The following is a 26,966-nucleotide window of genomic DNA, read 5'->3' on the forward strand; positions in this document are numbered from 1 at the left end:
GGACGGGAGACCCGTCTCGACCGCGATCGGCGCGGCTGCGAAACTGGACGCCAATCGGCCGCAGGGGGATACGAGAGTGAATGGTTCGGTGCTGCCCGAGGACGTACTGCGTGACGCCCCGTCGTACACCCCGCACCCGCACGAGCTCGCGGACCTGGAACTTCTCCTGTCCGGGGCCTACCAGCCGCTGACCGGCTTCCTGGGCCGGGCCGACCTGGACGCGTTGCGCCGCCGGGGACGCCTCGCCGACGGAACACCGTGGCCGGTTCCGGTCACATTGGAGATCCCGGCCGAGCTGGCCACCGGGCTGGTGCTTGACGACCCGCTGCACCGCACGGTGATCCTCACCGACCCGGAGGGCGCGCCGGTGGCGGCCCTCGATGTGACCGACGTCTGGCCGATCGCCGAGCGGCGCTACAACGTCGCCGGCACGGTCCGGCGGATGGGCGACGGCGGGCACGGCCCGTTCCAGCGGCTACGCCGTACGCCCGAGGAAGTCACCGCCCTGCTGCCGCCCGGCCGGGTGCTCGGCGTGATCGCCGACCGTCCGCTGCATCGCCCGCAGCTCGCGCAGATCGCGCACGCCGCCCGCACGCTGGCCGCCCACCTGCTCATCCTCATCCCGGTCAGTGGTCCCGGCCCGGACGGGTTGCCGCCCGAGGCGCTGGTCCGCTCGATCTTCGCGGCGCGCGACCGGATGCCCCCGGCCACGGTGGTCGCGGTGCCGCTGATGCCGCGGGGAGACGAACTGCGCGATGCTCTGCTGCGGTCGCGCGTGGCCGCGGCGTACGGCGTGACTCATGTTCTGTCCACCGGCGAGATGCTCTCCGGCGCCGGTTTGCGCGTGCTGGTGCCGCGTGAGCTGGCCTACGACAACCGGGACGGGCAGTGGCGCTGGCGCGACGACATCCCGCCGCGTAACCGCCGCCTCGCCATGACCCCGGCCGAGATCGACGACCTGCTGGACCGCGGTTTCCCGCTGCCCGAGTGGCACACTCCCCCGGCGGTGGCGAAAGAGCTGGTCCGGGCCCGTCCGCCGCGCCGGCACCGGGGCCTGGTGGTGTTCTTCACCGGCTATTCCGGCTCGGGCAAGTCGACGATCGCGCGCGGGCTCGCCGATTCGCTGCGCGAGGACGGCCAGCGCACGATCACCCTGCTGGACGGCGACGTGGTGCGCCGCGAGCTGTCCGCCGGGCTGGGCTTCAGCAAGGCCGACCGGGACCGCAACGTGCGCCGGATCGGCTGGGTCGCGGCCGAGGTGGGCCGCCATCGCGGCATGGCCGTGGCGTGCCCGATCGCGCCGTACGAGAACGCCCGTGCCGCGGCCCGCGCGATGGCCGCCGAGGCCGGGGCCGGGTTCGTGCTGGTGCACGTCAACACCCCGCTCGAGGTGTGCGAGCAGCGCGACCGCAAGGGCCTCTACGCGCGGGCGCGCGCCGGGCAGCTGCGCGGCATGACCGGCATCGACGACCCGTACGAGGAGCCGCCCCGCGCCGAGCTGACCATCGACACCACGCACATGTCGGTGAGCGAGGCGGTCGAGCTCGTGCAGGCATACCTGGTGGAGCACGGCTGGGTGGAGCCAAAACTGACCTGAGCCATCACGAAGGCGGGAGTGAGACGTTTACCCCTCCGGGGGCGAAACGCCCGGAAATAGACACTCACTCACCCCCGAAAGGGCCGCCAGCTGATGGAAGCGTCACGCCCCGCGGATGTCTCGCACTACCTTGGCGTGTTCCGCCGGCACTGGTGGGTCCCGCTGATCGCGACGGGCGCCGGGCTGGGGGCGGGCGTGCTGATCACCGCGGCCCTGCCCAAGGTGTACGAGTCGTCCACCTCGGTGCTGGTGCAGGCGGTCGACCAGGACACCAACGCGCAGGGCGGCCGCACCAAGAGCATGGTCAACCTCGACACCGAGGCCCAGCTCGTCGGGTCCGGTGCGGTCGCGGTCAAGGCCGCCGCCCTGCTGCGCACCAGCCGCTCGCCGATCGACCTGGCCAAGGACGTCAAGGTCGAGGTGCCGGCGAACACCACGGTTCTGGTGATCACGTTCCAGGCGGGGACTCCGCAGGACGCGCAGGCCGGATCGCACGCGTTCGCCGAGGCGTACCTGCGCAATCGCGAGGAAACCGCGCAGAGCGGCCTGGATCAGCAGATCAAGACGCTGTCCACCAAGGTCAAGCAGCTCACCACGACGCTCAGCGGAATCAACGCCCGGCTGGCCCGCGCGCTCAAGGGCAGCCCGGACGAGAGCAACCTGCAGAGCCTGCGCAACAACTCGCAGAACCAGCTCAACAACCTGACCGGCAAGCTGAACGAGCTGACCACCACCACGGTCGGGGCCGGCAGCATCATCAGCGACGCGCGCCTGCCGGACACCCCGGCCAGTCCGAACGCGATGGTCAACCTGGCCACCGGCGGCATGCTCGGGCTGCTGGCCGGGGCCGCGCTCGCGTTCGTCCGGGAGCGCTTCGACCGCCGCCTGCGCACCGCCGCCGACGTCCGCGACCGCGGCCGCATGAACGTGCTGGCCGCCCTCGACGAACGCACCACCCCGCACTTCGACGACGTGCTGCAGCCGTACGGGGCGGGCGGGCGCGTCTTCAACCGGCTGCGCAACGAGGTCCTCGCGACGCTGCCGCAGGGCGACCAGATCATCGTCGTCACCGGGGCGAGCCGGGGTTCGGCGAGCACGCTGGTCGCGGCGAACCTGGCCGCGGCCCTCGCCCGTACCGGCAGTGACGTGGTGCTGATCGGCGCGCACCTGCCGGACAGCGTGGTGGACGCGGCGCCGCTGGCCCGGATGCTCGGCGTCGCCGCCGTCCCGGGCCTGTCCGACCTGCTGGCCGGCCGGGTGAGCCTGGCCCGCACGCTGCAGCGCACGCCGCGCATCCCGTCGCTGCGGGTGATCACCACGGGCGGCGCGGCCACCGCGGCCGGCCTGATGCAGTCGCAGCGGCTCAAGGACACCCTGGAGACGCTGCGCCGGCAGGGCGGCTACGTGGTGATCGAGGCGCCCTCGACGGCGAGCAGCGCGGATGCGCAGAGCCTCGCGAGTCTCGCGGACGCGGCCATCCTCGCGGTCGAGTTGCGCCGGTCGCGGCGGCCCGCCCTGCTGGACGCGGCCGAGCAGCTGCGCCGGGTCGGCACGCCGCTGCTGGGCGCGGTGGTGCTGCCGCGGCTGACGCACGTGCGCACGCCCGAGCCGATGGCGCCGGCCGTGGCGCTGACCCCGTCGACGGCGTCGGGCAGCGCGCCCGCCCCGACGGCCGACCAGGCGATCCCGGACGTCGAGCTGACCCAGCCGATGCGCATCCCGACCGGCACGACCTCGGCCGGACGCAAAAATGTGGATAAAACTGACAAAGCCGTGCGCCAGCGCGGCGGCACCGAGGACATCACCGCCGTGATTGACATGTCCGGACTGGTCAAGGACTCGGACGGCGACCACAAGTGACCCTGGCGGTCAAGGCACCCGCCCACGCCAGCAGTCTTCGGAGCCGCGTTCTGCCGGCCTGGCCGGTCGCGAGCTTGCTGGCGTTCTACCCACTGTGGTGGGCGCTGGGCCTGGGCGTGCTGGTCTTCGCGGTGCTGGCGGTGCCGATGCTCGTGCTGCTGCTCCGGCGGCGCGCGGCGGGTCGCCTGCTGCGCCTGCCACCCGGCTTCGGCTGGTGGGTGTTGTTCCTGGTGGCGGTGGTTGTTGGTATCGCCGTGCTGGGCGCCGACCCGCCCGGCACCGTGGCCGGGCACGCGTCCGGCCGGCTGACCGGCGCGGGCTACAAGCTGATCATGTACGCCTCGGCGACCGTGCTCCTGCTCTACGCCGGCAACCTGACCGAGTCGGAACTGCCGAAACGACGTCTGGTACGCCTCCTCGGCTGGCTGTTCGTGGTGACCGTCGCGGGCGGACTGCTCGGCATGGTGGCGGGCACCTTCGAGTTCACCTCGCCGGTCGAGCTGATGCTGCCCGGGCACATCCGGTCCAACGGCTTCGTGCAGTCGCTGGTGCATCCGTACGCGGCGCAGATCATGGACCTGGTCGGTGGCGAGAAGCCGCGCCCGGCCGCGCCCTGGGGCTACACCAACACCTGGGGCAACAACTTCTGCCTGCTGGCCGGCTGGCTCGTCGTCGCCGCGTGGCGCTCGCGCAAGCCCGGGGCCAAGCTAGGCGCGATCCTCTGCCTGGCCGTCTCGATCGTCCCGGCGGTGGTGTCGCTCAACCGCGGTCTGTGGATCGGCATCGGCGTGCTGGTCGTCTACGTCGCCGCCCGGTACGTGCTGGCCGGCCGCGTGTGGATCCTCGGCGCGGTGACGGTGGCCGCCGCCCTGCTCGCGCTGGCGCTGACGGCCACCCCGCTGGGCACCGTGGTCGGCGCGCGCCTGGACAACGGCAAGTCGAACGGCGTGCGCTCGTTCCTCGTCGACCGCGCGCTCGACGGCTTCCTCGGGTCACCGGTGATCGGCTACGGCGGCACCCGCAACACGCTCGGCGGCCGGAACTCGATCACGGTGGGCGAGAGCGCGGGCTGCGAGCGCTGCGGCAACTTCACCGTCGGCGGCAACGGCCAGCTGTGGCAACTCCTCTTCGCCCACGGCGCGGCCGGCACCGCCGGATATCTCGGCTTCTTCGGTTACGGGCTGTGGCGGTTCCGCCGGGACCGCAGCGCGATCGGCGTGGCCGGCTCGGCCGCGATCGTCACGTCCTTCTCGGCGATGCTCTGGTACAACTCGCTGGTCACCCCTCTGGCGTTCATGGTTCTTGCGTTTGCGCTGCTCTGGCGCAACTCACTCGAGGGGGACGACCCAACATGTGCCCGGTGAAGACGGCGCCCGCGGAACTCACCGCCTCCGATGCCGCGTTACGCACCCAATACCTGGCCGAGGTGCTCGATCTGCTGTATCCGGCGCCGTGCCGCACCGACGGCACGCCCGGCACCCCGATCGTGGAGTACGTGGTGGTGCCGGACGCGCGCCGCCCGCGGCTGCTGGTCCCGTCGACGTCGAAGAAGGTGGCGGCCGCCGCGGTCCGCCGGTACGCCGAGCCGCAGTCGAGGGCCGCGCGCTTCAAGCGCGACGCGGTGGTCGCCGCGCTGCGCACCGGCGCGTCCGGGGTGCTGCTGCGCGACCGGGTCAAGGTGACCGGCCCGTTCTCCAAGAGCATCGACGGCTACCTGAGCGAGGCGCTCGGCCGCGAGCTGTCGGTCAGCGTCCACATCGGTCCGGCGCGCGCCAACCGCAAGCCGGTGCTGCAGCTGATCGGCCCGGAGGGCGACACGTTCGGCTTCGGGAAGCTGGGCACCGGCCCGCTCACCCAGCGCCTGGTGCGGGCCGAGACGGCGGCGCTGACCGCGTTGAACGGCAGCGGGCTGAGCAAGCTGATCGTGCCGCGGGTGCTGCACGCCGGGCAGTGGCGCGACCTGCAGGTGCTGGTGCAGTCGGCGCTGCCGGTGTGGCTGCCACGTGCGCCGCTGACCCCGCGCCGGCTCACCGCCGCGATGCTCGACATCGCCGGCTGCTGCGGTTACACGCAGGGCACGCTGGACGGCAGCGCGTACTGGCACGAGCTGCGGGTCCGGCTGGCCGCGGTGGCCGACCGCACCGAGGGGGCCGGGCTCGCCAAGGCGGCCGGGAAGCTGGTGGAGCACGCCGGCGACACCGTGTTCCGCTACGGCGCGTGGCACGGCGACTGGGCGCCCTGGAACATGGCGAACCTGGCCGATGCGCTGCTGGTCTGGGACTGGGAACGGTTCGCCACCGGGGTGCCGCTCGGCTTCGACGCGGTGCACCACGAGCTGCAGAAGCGGATCCAGTCCACCGGCGACGCGACGGACGCGGTGGAGTCGACAGTGCGCCGGGCCGCGGAACTGCTCGCGCCGTTCGGGGTGCCGGGGCCGGGCCGCGAGGTCACCGCCCTGCTGTACCTGGTCGACCTGGCCACCCGTTACCTGACCGATCGCCAGGCCGAGGCCGGCGCCCGCCTGGGCGTGCTCGGCACCTGGCTGCTGCCGGTGCTGATCCGCCGGGTCGAGGAACTCTGAAAGGCCATCATGGACGTTCGTAAAATGCCGATGCCGATGAAACGGGTCGTGCATCTGGGCTCCCGCTCGTACGGCCGGCTCACCGCCCCGGGCCGGATGACCCCGTCGTTCCTGATCTGCGGCGGGCAGCGCTGCGGCACCACGTCGCTCTACCGCGCGCTGGCCGGCCATCCGGTGGTGCTCAAGGCCGTGCTGCACAAGGGCGTGCACTACTTCGACACCTCGTACGACCATGGGATGGCCTGGTACAAGGCGCATTTCCCGATGAACCGCAGTGCCGAGAAGGTCACCGAGCGGTACGGGGTGCCGGCGCAGACCTTCGAGTCGAGCCCGTACTACATGTACCACCCGCAGGCGGCCGCCCGGATCGCCCGCGACCTGCCGGACGCCCGGCTGCTCGTGCTGGTCCGCGATCCGGTGGAACGCGCCTACTCGCAGCATCACCACGAGGTCGCCCGCGGGTTCGAGACGGAACGCGACTTCGGGGGCGCGCTGGCGCTGGAACCGGCCCGGCTGCACCGGCAGGAGGAACGGCTCGCCGAGGACCCGGCGTACTACAGCTTCGCGCATCAGCACCACGCCTACCGGGCGCGCGGCGAGTACGCCCGGTACCTGTCGGTGATGGCCCAGCACGTCGGGCGCGACCGCATCCACGTGGTGGAGAGCGAGCGCTTCTTCGCCGAGCCGGAGACCGTCTACGACGAGGTGTGCGAGTTCCTCGGGCTGCCCACGTATTTCGAGCGGCCCGTGTTCGAGAAGCACAACGCGCGGCCCCGGCAGAGCGACATGGATCCGGGGCTGCGCCGCGACCTGACCGACCACTACCTGCCGCACGACGACGCGCTCGCCCGGTGGCTCGGGCGGATGCCGATCTGGCGCCGTAAAGCATGACGGCGGTTCTCGAGAAGACCGCGCGCGGCGGGCTCGCCAACATGGTGGGCTCGGCCCTGGCCGGCGGTGCCGGGGTGGTGGTCACCTGGATCGTCGCGCGCACGCTCGGCGCCGAGCAGGCCGGCGCGTTCTTCGCCGCGACCGCCGCGTTCGTGCTCGGCGGCGGACTGGCGAAGCTCGGCACCCAGACCGGGCTGGTCTACTGGCCAGCCCGGCTGCGCGCGACCGGGCGCGAGCATCTGCTCGGCGCGTGCCTGCGGGCCGGGCTGCTGCCGGTCGCCGGGCTGTCGGTGCTGCTGGCCGCGGCCATGTGGGTGGCGGCGCCGGAGCTGGCCCGGATCACCGCGCACGAGGCGGCGGACGTGGTCGGCGCGCACACCACCGGCCTGCGGGTGCTGGCGGTGTTCCTGCCGTTGCAGGCGCTGACCGACGCGTTGCTGACCGCCACCCGCGGCTACCACGCGATGCGCCCGACGGTGCTGGTCGACCGGGTGTTGCGCAGCACGCTGCAGATGGCGCTGGTCGGCTGGGCGGGCGTCGCGGCACTGTGGACGGCCGGGTCGCTGCCCACCCTGGCGTTGGCGTGGGCCGCGCCCTATTTGCCGGTGACGGTGCTCGCGGCGTACGCGCTCCGAAAGCTCTATCGCGCCGGCAAACCGCCCGGGGTGACCACCCACCGGGTGGAACGGCGCGGCATGCGCCGCGACTTCTGGCGGTTCACCGGCCCGCGTGCGCTGGCCAGCGTGGCGCAACTGGCCGTGCAGCGGGTGGACGTGCTGCTGGTCGCGGCCCTCGGTGGGCTGGCGGCGGCGGCGATCTACGCGGTGGCGGGCCGGTTCGTGGTGCTCATCCAGTTCGCCAATCAGGGCATCTCGCAGTCGGTGCAGCCCCGCCTCGCCGAGGCCCTCGCCACCGGGGACCGCGCCACCGCGAACCGCCTCTACCAGACCGCGACCGGCTGGCTGGTGCTGGTGACCTGGCCGATCAGTCTGCTGGTGATCCTGCTGGCGCCGACCTACCTGCGGATCTTCGGCGAGCACTACACGAGCGGCGCGACAGTGGTGGTGGTGCTGGCCGGCGCGATGCTGGTCGCCACCGGCTGCGGCATGGTCGACATGGTTCTCGCGATGGCCGGCAAGACCTCGTGGAACCTGGTCAACGTGCTGATCGCGCTGGCCGTGACGATCGGCCTGGACGTGCTGCTGATCCCGCGGCTGGGCGCGCTCGGTGCGGCGATCGGGCTGGCCGGCGCGATGCTCGCCAACAACCTGCTGCCGCTCGTGCAGGTGGGACGCGCGGTCGGGCTGCACCCGTTCGGGCGCGGCACCCGGACCGCCGCCCTGCTCGCGGCCGGCTGTTTCGGCGTCCTCGCGCCGCTCGTCGCCACCGTCACCGTCGCCGGTGCCGTCGTCGTCGCCGTGGCCGTATACGTGGCCGGCGCGTGGCGGTGGCGCGACCACCTCGAGCTGGACGCCTTCACAAAGATCAGGAGAACGCGTTGACGGACTACACCAAGGTGTTCCAGGACACCGAAGCGGTCGAGAAATACGAGACCATCACGTACGCCCCCAACAGTTACGCCTCGCAGATCAACGACCGGCAGCGCGACTATCTGCGCACGCTGGTCCGCCGCGAGTTCGGCCCGATGGCCCCGGTGCAGCACGACTTCGCCTGCGGCACCGGGCGGGCCATCCGGACGCTGCACGGCCTGGTCCGCGAGGCGCACGGCTACGACACGTCGGCCGAGATGATGGCGAAGGCGGCCGACGTCGGTTCCCGGGCGGCGTGGCACCAGGTGCCGGTGGACGGCCCGGTGCCGAGCCCGGTGCCGGCCGGCCACCCGGCCATCGTCACCATGTTCCGGCTGATGCTCAATGTGGACGAAGAGGTCCGCGATCGGGCGATGGGCTTCGCCGCGAAGGCGCTGCCGACGTTCGACTCGGGCATCCTGGTGGTGGAGAACCACGGCAACGCCGGTTCGCTGCGGCACCTGCGCTCGCGCCGGCACCGCGGCGAACGCTGGTTCGCCGAGCTCTCCCACGAAGAGGTGGAGAAGCTGTTCGCCCGGCACGGCTTCGAGGTGACCGAACGGCGCGGCTTCTCGATGATCACGCCGTCGCTGCACGACCACTCGATCGCCCGGGCGGCCGACGCGGCGCTGCGCCGGCTTCCCGGTGCCAACACGTACGCGGTGAACGTCCTCTACACCGCTCGCCGTGCGTAGGGCCGCTGTCCTGGTGCTGGTTCTCCTTCTCGCCGGGTGCACCATCGGCAAGAAGGAGAAACCGGCCCCCTCGCCGTCCCCCGACCTGACCGCCGCGCCCTCGGCCATCGCCGTCAACCCCGGCCCGTACGCCTCCGGACCGTTCCCGGCCCCGGCCAAGGGCGCCCTGGTCGGCGCGTGGATCAAGCCGGACGAGCTGACCCACGTGGGCCGGCTCGCCGCCGTGGAGAGCCTGCAGGCGGATCTCGGCCGGCGGCTGAGCATCGTGAACACGTACCGGCGCTTCGAGCAGAAGATCGGCACCCCGGCCGACAAGGAGTTCCAGGCGCAGGGCGCGACCCTGATGATCAGCTGGGCCACCGGTGACAACCGGTCCATCCTGGACGGTGAGCACGACAAGCTGATCCGCAAGCAGGCGCGCGCGATCCGCAAGCTGCATCAGCCGGTGCTGCTGCGGATGCGCTGGGAGATGGACCGGCCCAACCTGCGCCCGACCATGTGGTCCGGCGCCGACTACATCGCCGCCTGGAAGTACGTCCGGGAGATCTTCCGGCAGGAGCGCGCCGAGAACGTGTCGTGGGTCTGGTGCCCGACCGCCGAGGGCTTCATGCGGGGCGACGCACCGGACTTCTACCCGGGCGACGACCAGGTCGACTGGACCTGCGTGGACGTCTACGCCGGGGAGAAGTTCCAGCCGATCGGCGCGCTGATGGATCCGTTCCTGCGCTGGGCCGCGCAGCATCCCAAACCGATCGTGGTCGGCGAGTTCGGCGTGGCGAAGGCGTGGGGCTCGGCCGGCCGCGCGGCCTGGTTACGCGACGCGGCCCGCACGTTCAAGGCGAACCCGCAGATCAAGGCGATCGCCTACTTCGAGTCGGACCCGGACGGCAACGGCCCCACGAAACAGTTCCAGCTCACCGGCGACCGGGCCGCGTTCCAGGCGTTCCACCGGATGGTCCGGGACCCGTACTTCAATCCCTGAGCTTCTCCAGGAACTCGAGCCGGTTGCCGTGGTCGTCCCGCGAGTAGAGCCGCCGGTGGCCCGGGAAGTGCGGATCCCACTGAACGAGCCGCCCGGCTTTCTCGAGCACCCCGGCAAGACCTTCCAGATCATCGACCAGTACGCCGGGATGAGCGCGCGCCGCGGCGTGGAACTCGGGCACGGGAGCTAAATGCACCTCCCAGTCCCCGCCCCGGAACCAGCACCCGCCGCGCGCCGCCAGCGCCGGCGGCTTGACCAGCTCGGTCATGCCCAGGACCCGGCCGTAGTAGCCGCGCGCGACGTCCTCGCCACCAACGGGAATCACGATCTGAACGTGGTGCAGCCCCGCAAACGCAAACCCCATCCCCCCTTCCTACCGTACGCCCGTACGGTTTGTCACCGGCGGGCGTCTTGTCGCGCGAGGCCAACTCCTGTGTTGCACGCATGGGCAGCTGTGTGGCACGAATGAGTTCCTGTGTGGCACGAATGAGGTTCTGTGTGGCACGAATGAGGTTCTGTGTGGCATCCGGCTATTTGGACCTGGCTCGCTGGGACGGGGCCTGGGCCAGCAAGCGCAAGGCGTACGGGGCGTCGTGGCGTAGGTAGCGGCCGGCCAGGCGCTTCGGCTCGGTGCCCAGGCGGTGGGCCCACTCCAGGCCGGTGCGCTGCATCCACCTCGGGGCCCGGCCGATGTCGCCGGCCACGAAGTTGACCGCCGCGCCGCAGCCGAGGAACCAGCTTGCCGGCAACTCGGGGCGGATCTCGCTGATCACCTTCTCCTGCTTGAGGAAGCCGAGCCCGACGAAGACCATGTCCGGTTCCGCCTCGACGACCTTCGCGCACATGTCCACGTACGCGTCGTTGTCGCTCTCGAAGCCGAACTCGGGGCAGAACGTGCCCGCCACGCGCAGGCCCGGGAAGGCGGCGGCGAGCCGGTCCGCGGCCCGGGTCGCGCCGTCGGTGTCGCCCTCCGCGGCCGGTGCGCCGCCGATCACGTAGATCGAGCGCCGGTCCCGGCCCAGCCCCGCGGACAGCGACCAGATCAGGCTGCTGCCCGCCACCCGCTCCGGCAGCGGCGTCCCGCTGAGCCGGCTCGCCCACACCAGCGGCATACCGTCGGCCACGATCAGGTCGGCCTCGCCGAGCAGGCGGCGTACGTCCTCGTTGGTCCGCGCGAGGCGCATGACGTCGATGTTCGGGGTGAGGATGCGCCCGCCCCGGCCGCGCGCGAGCGCGTCGCGCACGACGGCCACCACCTCCTCCTCGGTGATCCGGTCGAACCCGGTCCCGTCCAGATCGACCCGGTCGAACGCCTCGATGGTCACCCAACGCCTCCTCGGTACTTCGCTCGTTATAGGAGCGAAACGAGCGAAGGTGGGCCAAAGTGGCACGGGTGCTATTTTTGGGTGGATTGGGACGAAGCGGAACCACGCTCGTCGAACGTCTGCTCGGCGAACTCCCGGGTGTCTGCGCCCTCGGTGAAGTCGTCCACCTGTGGCAGCGCGACCTGCGCGACGACGAGCGCTGCGGTTGCGGGGCGCGCTTCTCCGCATGCTCGTTCTGGCAGCGCGTCGGGGAGCTGGCGTTCGGCGGATGGCACAACGTGGACGTCGAGCGGGTGCACGCGCTGCGCGACGCGGTGGAGCGCACCCGGCACATTCCTCGGCTGGCCACCGCCGTCGAGGCGCCGGACGAGGTACATGAGTACGCCACGTACTATTCCCGGATTTATGCGGCGGCGGCCGCTATTTCGGGCTCGTCGGTCGTGGTCGATTCGTCCAAGCATTCCGCGCTCGCCCACGTGCTCCGCTGGGCCGGCGACATCGACCTGCGCGTGGTGCACGTCGTACGGGACGCCCGCGGCGTGGCGTACTCGTGGACCAAGACGGTGGCGCGGCCGGAGAGCGACGGCGCCGACGAGATGACGCGCTACTCGCCGGGCCGCTCGGCTCTGCTGTGGAACGCGCACAACGCCGCGTTCGGCCTGCTCGCCCGCCGGGGCGTGGCGGTGCACCGGATCCGCTACGAGGAGTTCCTCGCCGACCCGCGCGGCGCGCTCGTCGACATCGCCACCTTCGCCGGCCTGACGCCGACCGCGGACGATCTCTCGTTCGTCTCGGACGGCCACGCCGAGCTGCGGACCGGGCACAGCGCCGCCGGGAACCCGATGCGCTTCACCGTCGGCCGCCTGGCGCTGCGCCGCGACGACGCGTGGATCCGCCAGCTCCCGCCCAAGCAGCGGCGACTGGTCGGCGCGGTGTGCGCCCCGATGCTGCGCGCGTATGGATACCCGCTTGCTGGAAAGGACCTGAGATGAACTGGCCATCCGTGGGCGTCGTGATCCCCACCCGGAACCGGCCCGAACTGGTCCGCAAGGCGATCGCCGGGGTCCGCGAACAGCGCTATCCCGGCGACGTCAAAATCCTGGTGGTCTACGACCAGACCGAACCCGACTACCTGCTCGCGTCCACCGAGGGCGTCCAGGTGCTGGTGCTGACCAACTGGCGTACGTCCGGTCTGGCCGGCGCCCGCAACACCGGCATCCTGGCCCTGGACACCGAGTACGTCGCGTTCTGCGACGACGACGACCGCTGGCACCCGGACAAGCTGCGCCGCCAGGTCGCGGCGCTGCTCGCCGAACCCGACTCGGAGTTCGCCACGTGTGCGATCGAGGTGGAGTTCGAGGGCAAGTGCACGCCGCGCCTCGCCGGGCACAGCCGGGTGACGATCGACGAGCTGGCCCGGTCCCGGATGGCGATGCTGCACTCGTCGACGTTCCTGATTCGGCGCGAGGCGCTGGTCGCCGAGGCGATCGGCCTGGTCGCCGAGGACGCGCCGGGCAGCCAGAACGAGGACTGGGACCTGTTGCTGCGGGCCGCGCGCCGAGCCCCGATCGTGCACCTGGACGAGCCGCTGGTACGGGTGTTGTGGGGCCGCACCTCGCACTACGCCTACGAGTACGCGACGAAGATCTCCTCGCTGCGCTGGATGATGCAACGGCACCCCGAGATCAGCGGATGCCGGCCGGGCGCCGCGCGGGTCTACGGGCAGCTTGCCTGCTGGTCGGCCGCGACCGGGAACCGCAGCCAGGCCTGGCAGTTCAGCAAGGAGGCGGTGCGGGCCAACTGGCGCGAGCCGCGGACCGCGATCGCGCTGGCCGCCATGACCGGCGCGGTAAAGGTGGAAAACGTCCTGTCCGCGCTGCACAAACGGGGGCGGGGAATCTAACGCACCCAATTGTTCACATCCGGTTCACAGGGTAGTGTTCGGCTGTGTTCGAAATAGTGCGGTTCTCCCCCAGGGCTCACTGATGCTGGCTCAGCAGCGCCAGGCCGCGATCCTCGACCGCGTCCGCGCCGCCGGCGGGGTGCGCGTCAGCGAGCTCGCCGCCGAATACGGCGTGTCCGACATGACGATCCGCCGCGACCTCGAGGCCCTCGCCGACCGCGGCCTGCTGGCGAAGGTACACGGCGGGGCGACCACGGTCAGCCCCGGTTCGGCGCACGAGCCGGGCTTCGAGGCGAAATCCGTGCGCCAGCGCGACGAGAAGGCGGCGATCGTCCTGCGCGCCGCTGCGATGGTGTCGCCCGGCGACGCGGTCGCGCTCTCCGCCGGCACCACCACCGCCGCGCTGGCCCAGCGTCTCGTCGACATGCCCTCGCTGACCGTGGTGACCAATTCGATCCCGGTCGCCGACATCTTCTACCGGGCCGGCCGTCCGGATCAGACGGTGGTGCTGACCGGCGGCGTGCGGACGCCCTCGGACGCCCTGGTCGGCCCGGTCGCCGTCAACGCGGTCGCCAAGCTGCACCTGGACATCCTTTTCCTGGGCGTGCACGGGATGAGCGAGCGGGCCGGCTACACCACGCCCAACCTGATGGAGGCCGACGTCAACCGCGCGCTCGTGGAGGCCGCGGAACGTCTCGTGGTGCTCGCCGACCACACCAAATGGGGAACGGTCGGCATCTCCTCGATCGTCCCGCTCGACCGCGCCGACGTGCTCATCACCGACGACGGCCTGGATGCCGAGGCCCGCGACATCCTCGAGGAAGCGGTGAAGGACCTCGTCGTAGTCAGCGCCGTCTGAGATTCGGTAACTTCTCCGCATGAGCGGCTTCGCGTGGTCCAACATGTTCGTCTCGCCCGAGGAGGATCCGCGCACCGAGGGCGGGTTCACCGGTGAGCGCGACACCCTGGTCAACTACCTGCGCGACCAGCGCCTGACGCTGGAACTGAAGTGCGCCGACCTGGACGCGGAGCAGCTGGCGGCGCGTGCCGTCGAGCCCTCCAAGTTGTCCCTGCTCGGCCTGGTGCGGCACATGGCGGACGTGGAGCAGATCTGGTTCCGGGTCCGGATGGCGGGCTTCGAGGCGCCGCCCCGCTATTGGACAGAGGCGAACAAGGACGCCGACTTCGACGGCGCCGTCGCCGACCCGGAGGTCGTCAAGGAGGCGTTCGCGTCCTGGCGCAACGAGATCGCTTTCGCCGAGGACTATGTGGACTCGGTCGACGACCTGGGCCACACCGGGGCCTCTGGTGGCGCGCTGCGCGAGGTGATGATCCACATGATCGAGGAGTACGCCCGGCACAACGGCCACGCCGACCTGCTGCGCGAACGCATCGACGGGCGCATCGGGCAGTAACCGGCGAGAGGGGCGGGGGGCCCGGGACAAGGCCCCCCGCAGGGGAAGGGACGGCGAGCGCGGCGGCGCCCACTGGCCGCGCGCGGTGACAAGGAGAACCGGGCGGCGCCCGGGACAAGGCAGCCTGCTCGGCGGGCGACTCCTCGACGTCGCGACCGTCATCCGTTCTGCCATGAAAAACGACCCCCGTACCCGCCGGTTACGGAGGTAAACATGCGATTTGCCGCATGGCCCGGACGGGTGATGGTCCAATCCGGACGGTCAGACGACGAAGATCTGTCTGGTCGTCACCGGGGACCAAGCGCAGGCCGCTATGACCACAAACACGAAGATCCCACCTTTTACGCCACGCCGCGCAAAAGGTGGGATCCCGGAAATCAGGCGAACTTGCGCGCCAGGTTCTCGTCCAGCGCGTTCATGAACTCGTCAGTGGTCAGCCACGGCGCGTCCTTCGAGATCAGCAGCGCCAGGTCCTTGGTCATCTGACCGGCCTCGACGGTCTCGACGCAGACCTTTTCGAGCGTCTCGGCGAACTCGGTCACCGCGGGGGTCCCGTCGAGGACGCCGCGGTGCTTGAGGCCGCCGGTCCAGGCGAAGATCGAGGCGATCGGGTTGGTCGAGGTCTTCTCGCCCTTCTGCCACTGCCGGTAGTGCCGGGTGACGGTGCCGTGCGCGGCCTCGGCCTCGACGGTCTTGCCGTCCGGGGTCATCAGCACGCTGGTCATCAGGCCCAGCGAGCCGAAGCCCTGCGCGACCGTGTCCGACTGCACGTCACCGTCGTAGTTCTTGCAGGCCCAGACGTACCCGCCGTCCCACTTGAGCGCGGCCGCGACCATGTCGTCGATGAGCCGGTGCTCGTAGGTCAGCCCCGCGTCCCGGAAAGCGTCGGCGAACTCGGTCTCAAAGATCTCCGCGAAAAGATCTTTAAACCTTCCGTCGTACGCCTTGAGGATCGTGTTCTTCGTCGACAGGTACACCGGGTAGTTCCGCGCGAGCCCGTACCGGAACGAGGCGCGCGCGAAGTCCCGGATCGAGTCGTCGTAGTTGTACATACCCATGCCGACGCCGCCGGCCGGGAAGTCGGCCACGTGGAACTCGATCGGCGCCGAGCCGTCCTCCGGCGTGAAGGTCATGGTGAACTTGCCGGCGCTCGGCGCGACGAAGTCGGTCGCCTTGTACTGATCGCCGTGCGCGTGCCGGCCGATGATGATCGGCTTGGTCCAGCCCGGGACGAGCCGCGGCACGTTCTCCATGATGATCGGCTCACGGAAGACGACGCCGCCGAGAATGTTCCGGATCGTCCCGTTCGGCGAGCGCCACATCTTCTTGAGCCCGAACTCCTGGACGCGCGCCTCGTCCGGGGTGATCGTGGCGCACTTGACACCCACGCCGTGCCGCTTGATGGCGTTGGCCGCGTCGATCGTCACCTGGTCGTCAGTCTCGTCGCGGTGCTGGATCGACAGGTCGTAGTACTCGAGCGGGACGTCGAGGTAGGGCAGGATCAACTGCTCCCGGATCTGCTTCCAGATGATCCGGGTCATCTCGTCGCCGTCGAGCTCCACGACCGGGTTCGTGACCTTGATTTTCGCCATCGGCCGGCGCTCCTCTCCAGAAACCCACGCTTTAGCAGTACGAGCGTACTGCAGGGGCTTGAAGATCGACTTTCGCCCCCGTTCTCTTCATCGCCGCCGGTCGTTGCGCCGCCTCAGCGCCGGATCGTCTTCAGCGCGGCCTCCGCCGCCGCCTGCCGGGCCTCGCCGGTCTCCTCGGTCGCCCAGGCCACGTGTCCGTCCGGCCGGATGAGCGCCGCGGTCACGTTCCGCCAGTCGGGCCGGTCACCCTCCGCAGTTCCCGAGTGCACCACCACCGGCGCGGCCTCGTCCACATCGAGGGGGTGCGAGGCCAGGTCGAGCAGCAGGTACCGCGCAGGTGTCGACACCAGGCCCAGCAGGGAAGTCCCGTCGCCGAAGGTCAGGTCCGGGGCTCGGCGTCCGGTCAGCGGGTGCGCGTCCGGTGCCTTCGGCGGATAGACGACGTCGAGGCCCGAGGTGTTCTCGGAAAGGATCCGGTTGAGTTCCGGCACCCGAGCGATCATCTCGCTGAGCACCTCACGCAGCGCGGCGATCTGCGGCGTGAACTGGGTCATGAGCGGCATCTGCGCACGGGTGAACCGCATGACCGCGGCGCCGACGGGGTGCCGTTCCTCATGATAACTGTCCAGCAGATCGTCGGGCGCCCAGCCGTTCATCGTCGCGGCGAGTTTCCAGCCGAGGTTGTGCGCGTCGTGCATGCCGGTGTTGAGCCCGCGACCACCGGCCGGGAAGATCCGGTGCGCCGAGTCCCCGGCGAGCAGGACCCGCCCGGCCCGATACGTGTCGGCCAGCCGGGTGGCCGAGATGTCCCGCGACCGCCAGAACGTCTCGCGCAACCCGAAGTCGGTGCCCGCGACGGCCGTGGCCTTCTCGGCCATCTCGGCCAGGGTGAATTCGACGGCCGAGTCATCCTGGTCGCCCGGGCGGGCGTCGAACCCGCCGATGCGGTGCCGCCCGTTGCCGACGTCCACGATCAGCAGGTTGCCCGCCGGGCTGTGCGCCGAGTAGTAGTTGACCTCCGGCGGGTCGTCCAGGACGGCCTCGGCGATCCAGGACACGCCCGTGCTCTCGGTGCCGGAGGCGCCGATGCCGGCCGCCGCGCGGACCGGGCTCCGCGACCCGTCACAGCCGACCAGGTAGTCACCCTCCAATTCGTACTCCCCGCCCGGACCGGACACCGACACCACCACGGAGTCCGGCCGCTGTGTCAAGCCGGTGAACGCGTGCCCGAAGCGGATGTCGACGCCCAGGCCGAGCGCGTACTCCTCCAGGATCTCCTCGATCCGGGGTTGCTCGAGTATCAGGACGTGCGGGAACCTCGTGTCGAGATCATGGAAGTCCAAACGGTCGTCCAGCAGCCCGAAATGCGAGTGCGGCACGGTGTGCCCGGCTTCCAGAAAGCGATCCACGATGCCGCGCGACGCCCACAGCTCCAAGGTCCGCGGATGGTTGGTGAAGGCCCGCGCTGCGGGGTTGCGCTCGGTGCGCTGCTCGATGAGGGTCACGTCGACCCCGGCGAGCGCGAGTTCGGAGCCGAGCCACAGTCCGGTGGGTCCGGCTCCGACGATGACGACACGAGACATGATGATGCCTTTCTCATGATTTGTCGTACGGTGATCACGGTCATGGGCAGCCCGCCCGCCCCGGCGGCACGATGAGGCGATGGGCACCCTCGAAACAGCCCCGCGGGTACGCCTCGACTCCGCCGAGGACGTCGTCGAGTACTGCAGCCAGCTCCTCACCAGGCACACCGTGGAGCCGTTGACGACCGGCCAGCACCTGATGGCGGCCATTCGGAACGCCCGCGTGGGCTCGCTCGTCTACAGCGACGTGACCTACGACGCCGATGTCCGGCTGGCGTTCTCCGAGTTGGGGACCTACCTGGTCAGCGTCCCGTTGACCGGCAGGATTCACTATCGGCATCGCAACGTCGACGTCGACGCGGACACCGGGCTCGCCGCCGTCTGCCTGCCGGAGGACAACGTCGAGGTCACCCGCTGGGAGGCGGGCAGCCGCAACGCGGCGTTCGTGCTCGACCGTGCCGCCGTCGACCACGCGCTGATGAAGGTCACCGGTGGCCGCACCGGCACCGGATTCACCCCGAGCATCGACCTGTGCACCGGCCGGGGCCGAAGCTTCAGCGAGCTGGTCCGCGCGTTCGTCCGCCAGCTTGACGACCCGCACAGCCTGCTGCGTCAACCGATGGTGGCGATGCCTTACGTGGAAGCCCTCGTGCACGGCTTCCTCGCCGTTGCCAACTCGCGCTATCTACGAATCCTGGAACGCCCCGCACGGCCCGCCCCGCCGTCGGCGGTACACACGGCTCTCGAGATCATCCACGCGGAACCGGAGACGGCGTTGACCACGGCCGTGCTCGCCGACCGGTGCCACGTGGCCGTGCGGACCTTGCAGGAGGGGTTCCAGCGGCATCTCGGCTCATCGCCGATGGCCGTGCTGCGTTCGGTGCGCCTCGCCCGGGCCCATGCCGAGTTGCTCGACGCCGACCCGTCGACCACCACGGTCGCCACGATCGCCTACCGATGGGCCTTCGGGAACCTGAGCCGGTTCGCGGAACAGCATCGGAAGGCGTACGGCGAGTCCCCGGCCGAAACGCTGCACCACTAATCGGTTCGCCATTACCAAATCCTTTGCGCGGGCCAGCAGGTTGCGCCACCAAGACAACCAGAGCGGCGGCCACCGGACTAACCGGCGAGCGCGGCGCCGGATACACCGAACGCGGAACCGCGCAAACGCAAAAAGACCCGCCGCCTCGCGTTGCCGCGGGCGACGGGTCTTGCGATGGCACACCTGATTACAGGGTGGCGACGTCCGCCTGCTTGGCGCGGACCGCCTCGGCGGCCTCCTTCAGGCCGGCCACCTCGGTGTCGGTGAGCTTGTCCTCGATGACCTGCTTGATGCCCTCGGCGCCGATCCGCGCCTCGACACCCAGGTACACGCCGGAGATGCCGTACTCGCCGTCCACCCACGCGCACACCGGCAGCACGTCGCCCGAGTCCTCGACGACGGCCTTCGCCATGCGGGCCGCGGCGGCCGACGGCGCGTAGTAAGCCGAGCCCGTCTTCAGCAGCGCGACCACCTCGGCGCCGCCGTTGCGGGTGCGGACCACCAGCTCCTCGATCTTGTCGGCGGGCAGCAGGTCGGACAGCGGCTTGCCGTCCACCGTGCAGCGCGACGGGACCGGGACCATGGTGTCGCCGTGCGAGCCGAGGGTCAGCGCCTGCACGCTCTTGACCGGCACCGCCAGCGTCTCCGCGATCGAGTTCGTGAAACGGGCCGTGTCGAGCACACCGGCCTGGCCGAACACCCGGTTCTTCGGGAACTGCGTCGCCAGCTGGGCCAGCGCGGTCATCTCGTCGACCGGGTTCGACACCACGATGACGACGGCGTTCGGGGCGTACTTGGCGATGTTCTCCGCGACCTGGCGCACGATCTTCGCGTTGACCTCGAGCAGGTCCATGCGGCTCATGCCGGGCTTGCGTGGCAGACCGGCGGTGACCACGACGACGTCCGAGCCCTCGATGGCCTCGTAGCCCTCGCCGTTCGGGCCGGTGGTCACACCGACCACCTTGGTCTCGAAGCCCTCGATCGGGCGGGACTGGTTCATGTCGAGCGCGAGACCGGCCGGCTTGCCGTCGATGATGTCGGTGAGCACCACGGTCTCGAAGATGTCGTACTCGGCCAGTCGCTGTGCGGTCGTCGACCCGTAGAAACCGGCGCCTACAACGGTTACCTTCTTGCCCATAGTCTCTCCCAGTCCTCGGGACACTTTTTCGGACGGTATCAGTCGCTTAGTTGCGTCATTCAGAGACCACCGCCCCGTACGCCGCCGCGACGAGCACCGCCTGCGCCAGATCGATCTTCGCGCCGCGGAGGTTGACCTCGTTGAGCTCGACGCCGCCCAGGTCGGCCCCGCGCAGGTCGGTTCCGTTCAGCACGGCGTCCTTGAGCCGGGCCGCGCTGAGGTCCGCCTTGCGCAGGTCGGCGCGGCTGAGGTCGGCGCCGGTCAGGTCGGCCTCGCGCAGCCGCAGCCCGCCGAGCTTGGCCGCGGTCAGGTTCTGGCCGCGTAACGAGACGAAGCCCCAGTCGCCGCCGTCGACGGTCAGCGGCCGCAGCCCGCAGTCCAGGAACTGGCTGCCGGTCAGCTTGCAGTCGGTCAGCGTGGCGTCGAAGAACGAGCAGCGCTGCAACGTCGACTGCATGATCGCCACGCGGGTCAGGGCGGACGCGTTGAACCGCACGTTGCCGAACGTGCAGTGGGTGAAGACGCAGCCGGTCAGCTGCGCCTCCGACCAGTCGACGTCGTGGAACGCGCAGTCCTCGTACCGGACGTACGAGACCTCTTCCAGGGCCCAGTCCTGGCCCCGGAAGGTCTCGTCCTGAACGAGGGTCTCGGCCATGTCAGCCGTGGAAGAAGTGCCGCGTGCCGGTCAGATACACGGTCATCCCGGCCTTCTCGGCGGCCTCGATCACCAGGTTGTCCCGGATCGAGCCGCCCGGCTGCACCACCGCCTTGACCCCGCCGTCGATCAGCACCTCGAGCCCGTCCGGGAACGGGAAGAACGCGTCCGACGCCGCCACGCTGCCCACGGCGCGATCCGTACCGGCCCGCGCGACCGCGAGGCGAGCCGAGTCGACCCGGTTCACCTGGCCCATCCCGACGCCGACGGTGGCACCGTCGTGCGCGAGCAGAATCGCGTTGCTCTTCACGCTGCGGATCGCCCGCCAGGCGAACGCGAGGTCGCGCAGCATTTCCGGGCTCGCCGGCGCGCCGGTGGCGAGGGTCCAGTTCGCCGGGTCGTCGCCGTCGGCGTCGATCCGGTCGGCCATCTGCACCAGCATGCCGCCACCGATCTGCTTGATCTCGGCGGGCGGCGGGTTCCAGGCCGGGGCGACCAGCACGCGCAGGTTCTTCTTCTCGCGCAGCAGTTCCAGGGCCTCCGCCGAATACGACGGCGCGACGATGACCTCGGTGAAGATCTCGGCGAGCTGCCGCGCCAGGTCCGCGGAGACCTCCTGGTTGACCGCGATGACGCCGCCGAACGCGGAGACCGGGTCGCAGGCGTGCGCCTTGCGGTGCGCCTCGGCCACGTCGGCGCCGATCGCGATGCCGCACGGGTTGGCGTGCTTGATGATCGCCACACACGGCTCGGTGAAGTCGTTCGCGCTGCGCCAGGCGGCGTCCGCGTCGACGTAGTTGTTGTAGGACATCTCCTTGCCGTGCAGTTGCTCGGCCTGGGCGAGCCCCTGCGGCGCGGCATGGTCGACGTAGAGCGCGGCCTGCTGGTGCGGGTTCTCCCCGTAGCGCAGCGTGTTCTCCCGCCGCAGCCCGACACCCGCGAACTCGGGCCACTCGGAGGGCGCCAGCACCGTCGCGGTCCAGTTGGCCACCGCGATGTCGTAGTCGGCGATGTCCGCGAAGGCGCGAGCCGCGAGCCACTTGCGCTGCTGCAGCGTGAAACCGCCGCTCTGCACGGCCTCGATCACCTGCGGGTACGTCTCGACGGACGTGACCACCGCAACCGACGGGTGGTTCTTGGCCGCGGCCCGGACCATCGCGGGGCCACCGATGTCGATCTGTTCCACCGACTCGTCCTCGCCCGCACCCGATGCCACCGTCTCGGTGAACGGGTAGAGGTTGCTGACCAGCAGGTCGAACGGCTCGATCCCGAGCTCGGCGAGCTGCGCGGCGTGGCTCTTCAGGCGCAGGTCGGCGAGCAGCCCGGCGTGCACCTTCGGGTGCAGCGTCTTGACCCGGCCGTCCAGCGTCTCCGGGAAGCCGGTCAATTCCTCCACCCGGGTGACCGCAACACCCGCGGCCTCCACCGTCGAGGCGGTCGAGCCGGTGGACACGATCTCCACCCCGGCGCCGGCCAGCACCTTCGCGAGCTCCACGAGACCGGTCTTGTCGTACACGCTCAGCAAAGCCCTTTTGATCGGGCGCCGGCCCTCGCTCATGGGATCCGTACCTTCCTGTTTTCGATGGTCCAGCCCTCGCGGACCAGGCGGCCGACGGAATCGACCAATTGGGCGCGCTCGGCCACCTTGATCCGCTCGGTGAGCGTCTCCTCCGTGTCGTCGTCGAGCACGGGGACGCTGACCTGCGCGATGATCGGTCCGGTGTCGACCCCGGCGTCGACGAAGAAGAGGGTGGCGCCGGCGATCTTCACGCCGTACGCGAGGGCGTCACGCGGCCCGTGGATGCCGGGGAAGGCCGGCAGCAGGGCGTTGTGGGTGTTGATGTACCGGTCGCCGAACGCGGCCAGGAACGCGGAACCGACCAGCTTCAGAAAACCGGCCGAGATGACCAGGTCGGGCTTGAACTCGGCGACGTGCGCGGCGAGCGCCGCATCCCAGTCGTCGCGGGTCGCGTAGGCCTTCACCGAGTCGACGAAGGTGGGGACGCCGGCGGCGGTGGCGCGGTCGAGACCGGCGACGCCGTCCCGATCGGCGCCCACCGCGACGACCCGGGCGCCATAGGCGGGGTCGGCGCAGGCGTCGAGCAATGCCTGGAGGTTGCTGCCCGAACCGGAGAGCAGGACGACCAGGCGGGCGGGCGCGGGGTCGGTCACCCGAGAACCCTATCTCCGTTGGCCTGGGCTATTTCGGGGCGGGTCCGAACGTCCGGGCGGCGGCCGCGCCCAGCGCCGCCGAGACACCCACGACGAGGGTGGCGATCAAGCCGACCTGCCACGGGTCGGGGCCGATCATCGCGAGCCGGCCGTCGCCCAGCGGGCCGCCGGACAGCCGGCCCAGCACGCCCAGCACGATCCCGGCCGCCGGGCCGGCCAGCAGGCCGCCACCGAGCACGTGCGACCAGCGCGGGAGGGTGTCGGCCGCGGTCTCGCCGGCCCGCCGGGCAGCCGCGGTGCCGCCGGCCCGCCGGGCAATCGCCGTGTCGCCGGCTCGCCGGGCAGCCGCGGTGTCGCGGGCCAGCCCGTCGTCGGCGTCAGCGTCGCCGGGTCGCCGCAGCCGCAGCGTGAGCAGCCAGCCGGCGGCCAGCCCGGCGACCACCGGCATGGCCAGCAGCAGCGTGCCGGCCGCGCCCATCGGGCCGTTCGGCAGCCCGGCCAGCAGCGGCACCGTGGGCAGCGGACCGACGGTCACCTCGGTGAGCCGCACCGCCGAGCCGGTGCCGAGCGCGAAGCCCGGGCCCAGTAGGTATGCCGCCGCCCAGATCACCGCGTTCACCCCGTACGCGAGGCTGACCAGGGTGATCCCGGCCTGCCCGGCCACCCCGGTGCGGTAGGCGGAGATCATGTCGGCGGCCTGGCCGCCGCCCACCGCGACCGACAGGCCGGTGATCGCGGCGCCCGCGGCCAGGATGAAGAACGACGCCATCAGGCCGGTGCGCACGCCGTGCCGCAGCGGGCCGGGCAGCCACCCGGCGATGGTGGCGACGGCGTCGGTGCCGCGCAGCGCTCCGGAGAACGCGGCGAGCGTGCCGAGGACGAAGAAGTTGATCGCGGCGCGGGCCGGTGTCACCTCGGTGCCCCGGCCGTCCACCGCGAGCGCGGCCACCGAGCCGAGCAGTGAATAGCCGAGCCCGATCGCGAACGCCACCAGCAGCGCGTCGCCGATCTTGCCGCTGCGCCGGACGCCGATGGCCCGGGTGACGTGCAGGCCGGCCCGGTCGAGCCGCCAGACGACGAGCAGGGTGAGCAGCAGCGGGGCCAGCCCGAGCGGGCCGATCGAGGTGCCGATCGGGACGCCGTGGCCGAGCATCCAGCCGGCCAGGCCACCGCGCGCGGCACCGGCCAGGCCGCCCTGCGCCTCGAACGTGCGGGCCAGGCCGACCACGGCGGCGACCGGAAGGTAGGACAGGACGGCCGCCCACAGCATCGCGAAGCCGGCGGCCACCGGCAGCGGGGCGCGGCGCATCCGGGCCCGGGGGCGGCGCTGGCCGGGGATCTTCACGGTCTCGCGGGCGCCGAGCGCCTTGTCGTCGACCAGGACGGTCGGGCGTTCCTCGACGATCGCCTCGGTCGGGCGATCGACGTGTTCGCTCCGCTCCGCGGGCGCCGTCTCGCGCAGCGCCGCCTCGGCGACCGCGAACGGGTCGTCCGAGTCGTCGGGACGGTCGGGAGTGGAAGGCATCGCCGCCTACTTTGGCACGTGGACGGCCGCGCGGCGATGCAGATACGACGGCGCGCCGCCAATCGAGCAACGACTCGATCGGCGGCGCGCGGTCCGCAGGCGTACGGGAATCAGCTCATGGCCTCGCGCATGAGCCGGGCGGTCTCGCTCGGCGTCTTGCCGACCTTGACCCCGGCGGCCTCGAGGGCCGTCTTCTTGGCGTCCGCGGTGCCCGCCGAACCGGAGATGATCGCGCCGGCGTGGCCCATGGTCTTTCCGGGCGGGGCGGTGAAGCCGGCGATGTAGCCGACCACCGGCTTGGTGACGTTCGCCTTGATGAACTCGGCGGCCCGCTCCTCGGCGTCGCCGCCGATCTCACCGATCATGACGATCGCGTCGGTGTCCGGGTCGTCCTGGAACGCCTTCAGCGCGTCGATGTGCGTGGTGCCGATGACCGGGTCGCCGCCGATGCCGACGGCGGTGGAGAAGCCGATGTCGCGCAGCTCGAACATCATCTGGTAGGTCAGCGTGCCGCTCTTGGACACCAGGCCGATCCGGCCGGCCGGGGTGATGTCGGCCGGGATGATGCCGGCGTTCGACGCGCCCGGCGACGCGATGCCCGGGCAGTTCGGGCCGATGATCCGGGTCCGCTCGCCGCGCGCGACGTTGTAGGACCAGAAGGCGGCCGAGTCCTGCACCGGGATGCCCTCGGTGATCACCACGGCGAGCGGGATCTCGGCGTCGATCGCCTCGATGACGGCGGCCTTGGTGAACGCCGGCGGCACGAAGATGACCGTGACGTCCGCCCCGGTCTCCTTCATCGCCTCGCTGACCGTGCCGAAGACGGGGAGCTCGGTGCCGTCGAAGTCGACGCGGGTGCCGGCCTTGCGCGGGTTGGTGCCGCCGACCACGTTGGTGCCCGCGGCGAGCATCCGGCGGGTGTGCTTCGACCCCTCCGAACCGGTGATGCCCTGGACGATGACCTTGGAGTCCTTGGTGAGCCAGATAGCCATTACGTCACTTCCCCGCAGCCGCGAGCTCGGCGGCACGCTCGGCCGCTCCGTCCATCGTGTCCACCCGCTCCACCAGCGGGTTCTTCGCTCCGTCGAGGATGGCACGACCGGCCTCGGCGTTGTTGCCGTCGAGGCGTACCACCAGCGGCTTGGTGACCTGCTCGCCACGCTCGGCGAGCAGGGCGAGGGCCTGGATGATGCCGTTCGCGACCTCGTCGCAGGCGGTGATGCCGCCGAAGACGTTCACGAAGACCGACTTGACCGAGGGGTCGCCCAGCACGATCTCCAGGCCGTTGGCCATCACCTGGGCGCTGGCGCCACCGCCGATGTCCAGGAAGTTGGCCGGCTTGACGTTGCCGTGCCGTTCGCCCGCGTACGCCACGACGTCCAGCGTGGACATCACCAGTCCGGCGCCGTTGCCGATGATCCCGACCTCGCCGTCGAGCTTGACGTAGTTCAGGTTCTTCGCCTTGGCGGCCTGCTCCAGCGGGTCGACCGCGGACTGGTCGACCAGCGCCTCGTGGTCGGGGTGCCGGAACGCCGCGTTCTCGTCCAGCGTGACCTTCGCGTCCAGCAGCAGCACCCGGCCGTCGCCCACCTTGGCGAGCGGGTTGACCTCGACGAGCGTGGCGTCCTCGGCCACGAACGCCTGCCACAGCTTGACCGCGATGTCGGTGACCTGGTCGGCGACCTCGGCCGGGAACTTCGCGGCGGCGACGATCTCGCGCGCCTTGGCCTCGTCGACGCCCTTGCTGGCGTCGATCGAGATCCGCGCGACCCGGTCCGGCTGCTCGTGGGCGACCTGCTCGATCTCCATACCGCCGGCCACGCTGGCGATGCAGAGGAACGTGCGGTTGGCGCGGTCCAGCAGGTAGGAGAAGTAGTACTCCTCCTTGATGTCGGCCGTCTCGGCCAGCATCACCTTGTGCACCGTGTGGCCCTTGATGTCCATGCCCAGGATGTCGGTCGCGCGCGCCTGCGCCTCGTCCGGACCGTCGGCGAGCTTGACGCCGCCCGCCTTGCCCCGGCCGCCGACCTTGACCTGTGCCTTGACGACGACCTTGCCGCCGAGGCGCTCGGCGATCGCGCGCGCCTCCGGCGGGGTCTGCGCGACACCGCCGCCCAGCACGGGCAGCCCGTGCCGTTCGAACAGGTCACGCCCCTGATACTCGAACAGGTCCACGTGTCTCCTTTCGCTCGCGACGCCTACCGTCGGCAAGCCGCACCGTTGCGTCCCGACCTTTGTGCGCGGCGGGCGTTTGGGGGCGCCGCCAGCGTGAAGAGTTTGCCGGCCGTGAGCGGCCTTCAGTCGCAGACTATCGACCGGAACCGGCGTCGAGCAGTCGCGGGTGCATGGTGTGCAAGACCACACACCCCTGCGGCGCGAAGCCGCCGAAAAGTCCCCGTAACCCACCCTTCAGGGCGTCGTTGAGAGTGGTGTCGGAGCGCTACGGCAAACCGATGCGTAAAGCGGCCGATGCCCTGTCGG

24 protein-coding genes are annotated in these 26,966 nt (G+C 70.9%); 13 read left to right on the top strand and 11 right to left on the bottom strand.

Going from position 1 to position 26,966, the window contains the following annotated elements; all coding sequences use genetic code 11:
- Positions 1 to 76 precede the first annotated feature (76 nt).
- From cysC to HH310_RS38185, 8 genes are all read left to right on the top strand, one after another.
- Entirely contained in the window at positions 77 to 1,597 is a 1,521-nt protein-coding gene (gene cysC, locus HH310_RS38150; RefSeq protein WP_169180629.1) for an adenylyl-sulfate kinase, read from the top strand.
- Between the two features lie 93 nt (positions 1,598 to 1,690).
- A complete protein-coding gene (locus HH310_RS38155) occupies positions 1,691 to 3,457 on the top strand; it encodes a Wzz/FepE/Etk N-terminal domain-containing protein (protein ID WP_169180630.1) in 1,767 nt (588 codons plus the stop codon).
- The gene (locus HH310_RS38160) at positions 3,454 to 4,821 is read left to right on the top strand and encodes a hypothetical protein (RefSeq protein ID WP_169180631.1); all 1,368 of its coding nucleotides are present in this window, start codon (positions 3,454 to 3,456) and stop codon (positions 4,819 to 4,821) included. The genes HH310_RS38155 and HH310_RS38160 overlap by 4 nt, the downstream gene beginning before the upstream one ends.
- Positions 4,809 to 6,038 carry a hypothetical protein gene (locus HH310_RS38165; RefSeq protein WP_169180632.1) on the top strand — a complete coding sequence of 410 codons (1,230 nt, stop codon included), beginning with the start codon at positions 4,809 to 4,811 and terminating at the stop codon, positions 6,036 to 6,038. The genes HH310_RS38160 and HH310_RS38165 overlap by 13 nt, the downstream gene beginning before the upstream one ends.
- 9 nt (positions 6,039 to 6,047) lie before the next feature.
- Entirely contained in the window at positions 6,048 to 6,929 is an 882-nt protein-coding gene (locus HH310_RS38170) for a sulfotransferase (RefSeq protein WP_169180633.1), read from the top strand.
- Positions 6,926 to 8,431 carry a lipopolysaccharide biosynthesis protein gene (locus HH310_RS38175; protein ID WP_169180634.1) on the top strand — a complete coding sequence of 502 codons (1,506 nt, stop codon included), beginning with the start codon at positions 6,926 to 6,928 and terminating at the stop codon, positions 8,429 to 8,431. The genes HH310_RS38170 and HH310_RS38175 overlap by 4 nt, the downstream gene beginning before the upstream one ends.
- Complete coding sequence (locus HH310_RS38180; RefSeq protein ID WP_211193147.1) at positions 8,428 to 9,153, top strand: class I SAM-dependent methyltransferase; 726 nt, start codon at positions 8,428 to 8,430, stop codon at positions 9,151 to 9,153. The genes HH310_RS38175 and HH310_RS38180 overlap by 4 nt, the downstream gene beginning before the upstream one ends.
- Positions 9,146 to 10,135 carry a glycosyl hydrolase gene (locus tag HH310_RS38185; protein WP_169180635.1) on the top strand — a complete coding sequence of 330 codons (990 nt, stop codon included), beginning with the start codon at positions 9,146 to 9,148 and terminating at the stop codon, positions 10,133 to 10,135. The genes HH310_RS38180 and HH310_RS38185 overlap by 8 nt, the downstream gene beginning before the upstream one ends.
- Here the strand turns inward: HH310_RS38185 and HH310_RS38190 are convergent.
- Both HH310_RS38190 and HH310_RS38195 read right to left on the bottom strand, forming a co-directional pair.
- The gene (locus tag HH310_RS38190) at positions 10,125 to 10,499 is read right to left on the bottom strand and encodes a glyoxalase (RefSeq protein ID WP_169180636.1); all 375 of its coding nucleotides are present in this window, start codon (positions 10,497 to 10,499) and stop codon (positions 10,125 to 10,127) included. The genes HH310_RS38185 and HH310_RS38190 overlap by 11 nt on opposite strands.
- Before the next feature lie 166 nt (positions 10,500 to 10,665).
- Entirely contained in the window at positions 10,666 to 11,460 is a 795-nt protein-coding gene (locus HH310_RS38195; RefSeq protein WP_169180637.1) for a WecB/TagA/CpsF family glycosyltransferase, read from the bottom strand.
- Positions 11,461 to 11,519: 59 nt separating this feature from the next.
- Here HH310_RS38195 and HH310_RS38200 point away from each other — a divergent pair, with 59 nt between their 5' ends.
- The 4 genes from HH310_RS38200 to HH310_RS38215 all read left to right on the top strand — a co-directional run bounded on the left by HH310_RS38200 (position 11,520) and on the right by HH310_RS38215 (position 14,778).
- Positions 11,520 to 12,452: a sulfotransferase gene (locus HH310_RS38200; protein ID WP_169180638.1), complete on the top strand. Its 933-nt coding sequence runs from the start codon at positions 11,520 to 11,522 to the stop codon at positions 12,450 to 12,452.
- Positions 12,449 to 13,363, top strand: a complete 915-nt coding sequence (locus HH310_RS38205) for a glycosyltransferase family A protein (RefSeq protein ID WP_169180639.1) — start codon at positions 12,449 to 12,451, stop codon at positions 13,361 to 13,363. Before HH310_RS38200 ends, HH310_RS38205 begins: the two co-directional genes overlap by 4 nt.
- An 82-nt stretch (positions 13,364 to 13,445) precedes the next feature.
- Positions 13,446 to 14,222: a DeoR/GlpR family DNA-binding transcription regulator gene (locus HH310_RS38210; RefSeq protein WP_169180640.1), complete on the top strand. Its 777-nt coding sequence runs from the start codon at positions 13,446 to 13,448 to the stop codon at positions 14,220 to 14,222.
- A gap of 19 nt (positions 14,223 to 14,241) precedes the next feature.
- Positions 14,242 to 14,778 (top strand): DinB family protein, encoded by a 537-nt coding sequence (locus tag HH310_RS38215; protein WP_211193148.1) that lies wholly within the window; start codon positions 14,242 to 14,244, stop codon positions 14,776 to 14,778.
- Between the two features lie 377 nt (positions 14,779 to 15,155).
- On the opposite strand, the gene HH310_RS38220 is transcribed toward HH310_RS38215, so the two are convergent.
- Both HH310_RS38220 and HH310_RS38225 read right to left on the bottom strand, forming a co-directional pair.
- Positions 15,156 to 16,370: an NADP-dependent isocitrate dehydrogenase gene (locus HH310_RS38220; RefSeq protein ID WP_169180641.1), complete on the bottom strand. Its 1,215-nt coding sequence runs from the start codon at positions 16,368 to 16,370 to the stop codon at positions 15,156 to 15,158.
- A gap of 113 nt (positions 16,371 to 16,483) precedes the next feature.
- The gene (locus HH310_RS38225) at positions 16,484 to 17,953 is read right to left on the bottom strand and encodes an FAD-dependent monooxygenase (protein WP_169180642.1); all 1,470 of its coding nucleotides are present in this window, start codon (positions 17,951 to 17,953) and stop codon (positions 16,484 to 16,486) included.
- A gap of 79 nt (positions 17,954 to 18,032) precedes the next feature.
- Between HH310_RS38225 and HH310_RS38230 the strand changes: the two genes are divergently transcribed.
- Positions 18,033 to 18,995 carry a helix-turn-helix transcriptional regulator gene (locus tag HH310_RS38230; protein WP_169180643.1) on the top strand — a complete coding sequence of 321 codons (963 nt, stop codon included), beginning with the start codon at positions 18,033 to 18,035 and terminating at the stop codon, positions 18,993 to 18,995.
- Positions 18,996 to 19,182: 187 nt separating this feature from the next.
- Here HH310_RS38230 and mdh read toward each other — a convergent pair whose 3' ends face one another.
- From mdh to sucC, 7 genes are all read right to left on the bottom strand, one after another.
- Complete coding sequence (gene mdh / locus HH310_RS38235; protein WP_169180644.1) at positions 19,183 to 20,133, bottom strand: malate dehydrogenase; 951 nt, start codon at positions 20,131 to 20,133, stop codon at positions 19,183 to 19,185.
- Between the two features lie 55 nt (positions 20,134 to 20,188).
- Positions 20,189 to 20,788, bottom strand: coding sequence for a pentapeptide repeat-containing protein (locus HH310_RS38240; RefSeq protein ID WP_169180645.1), 600 nt, complete (start codon positions 20,786 to 20,788; stop codon positions 20,189 to 20,191).
- Position 20,789: 1 nt separating this feature from the next.
- Positions 20,790 to 22,346: a bifunctional phosphoribosylaminoimidazolecarboxamide formyltransferase/IMP cyclohydrolase gene (purH, locus tag HH310_RS38245; protein ID WP_169180646.1), complete on the bottom strand. Its 1,557-nt coding sequence runs from the start codon at positions 22,344 to 22,346 to the stop codon at positions 20,790 to 20,792.
- A complete protein-coding gene (purN, locus tag HH310_RS38250) occupies positions 22,343 to 22,960 on the bottom strand; it encodes a phosphoribosylglycinamide formyltransferase (RefSeq protein ID WP_169180647.1) in 618 nt (205 codons plus the stop codon). Before purN ends, purH begins: the two co-directional genes overlap by 4 nt.
- 28 nt (positions 22,961 to 22,988) lie before the next feature.
- Positions 22,989 to 24,485 carry a DUF6350 family protein gene (locus tag HH310_RS38255; RefSeq protein ID WP_169180648.1) on the bottom strand — a complete coding sequence of 499 codons (1,497 nt, stop codon included), beginning with the start codon at positions 24,483 to 24,485 and terminating at the stop codon, positions 22,989 to 22,991.
- Between the two features lie 110 nt (positions 24,486 to 24,595).
- Positions 24,596 to 25,477 carry a succinate--CoA ligase subunit alpha gene (sucD, locus tag HH310_RS38260; RefSeq protein WP_169180649.1) on the bottom strand — a complete coding sequence of 294 codons (882 nt, stop codon included), beginning with the start codon at positions 25,475 to 25,477 and terminating at the stop codon, positions 24,596 to 24,598.
- Positions 25,478 to 25,481: 4 nt separating this feature from the next.
- Positions 25,482 to 26,660, bottom strand: a complete 1,179-nt coding sequence (sucC, locus tag HH310_RS38265; protein ID WP_169180650.1) for an ADP-forming succinate--CoA ligase subunit beta — start codon at positions 26,658 to 26,660, stop codon at positions 25,482 to 25,484.
- Positions 26,661 to 26,966: the final 306 nt, after the last annotated feature.

Source organism: Actinoplanes sp. TBRC 11911, from assembly GCF_012933445.1.
Classification (GTDB): Bacteria; Actinomycetota; Actinomycetes; order Mycobacteriales; family Micromonosporaceae; genus Actinoplanes.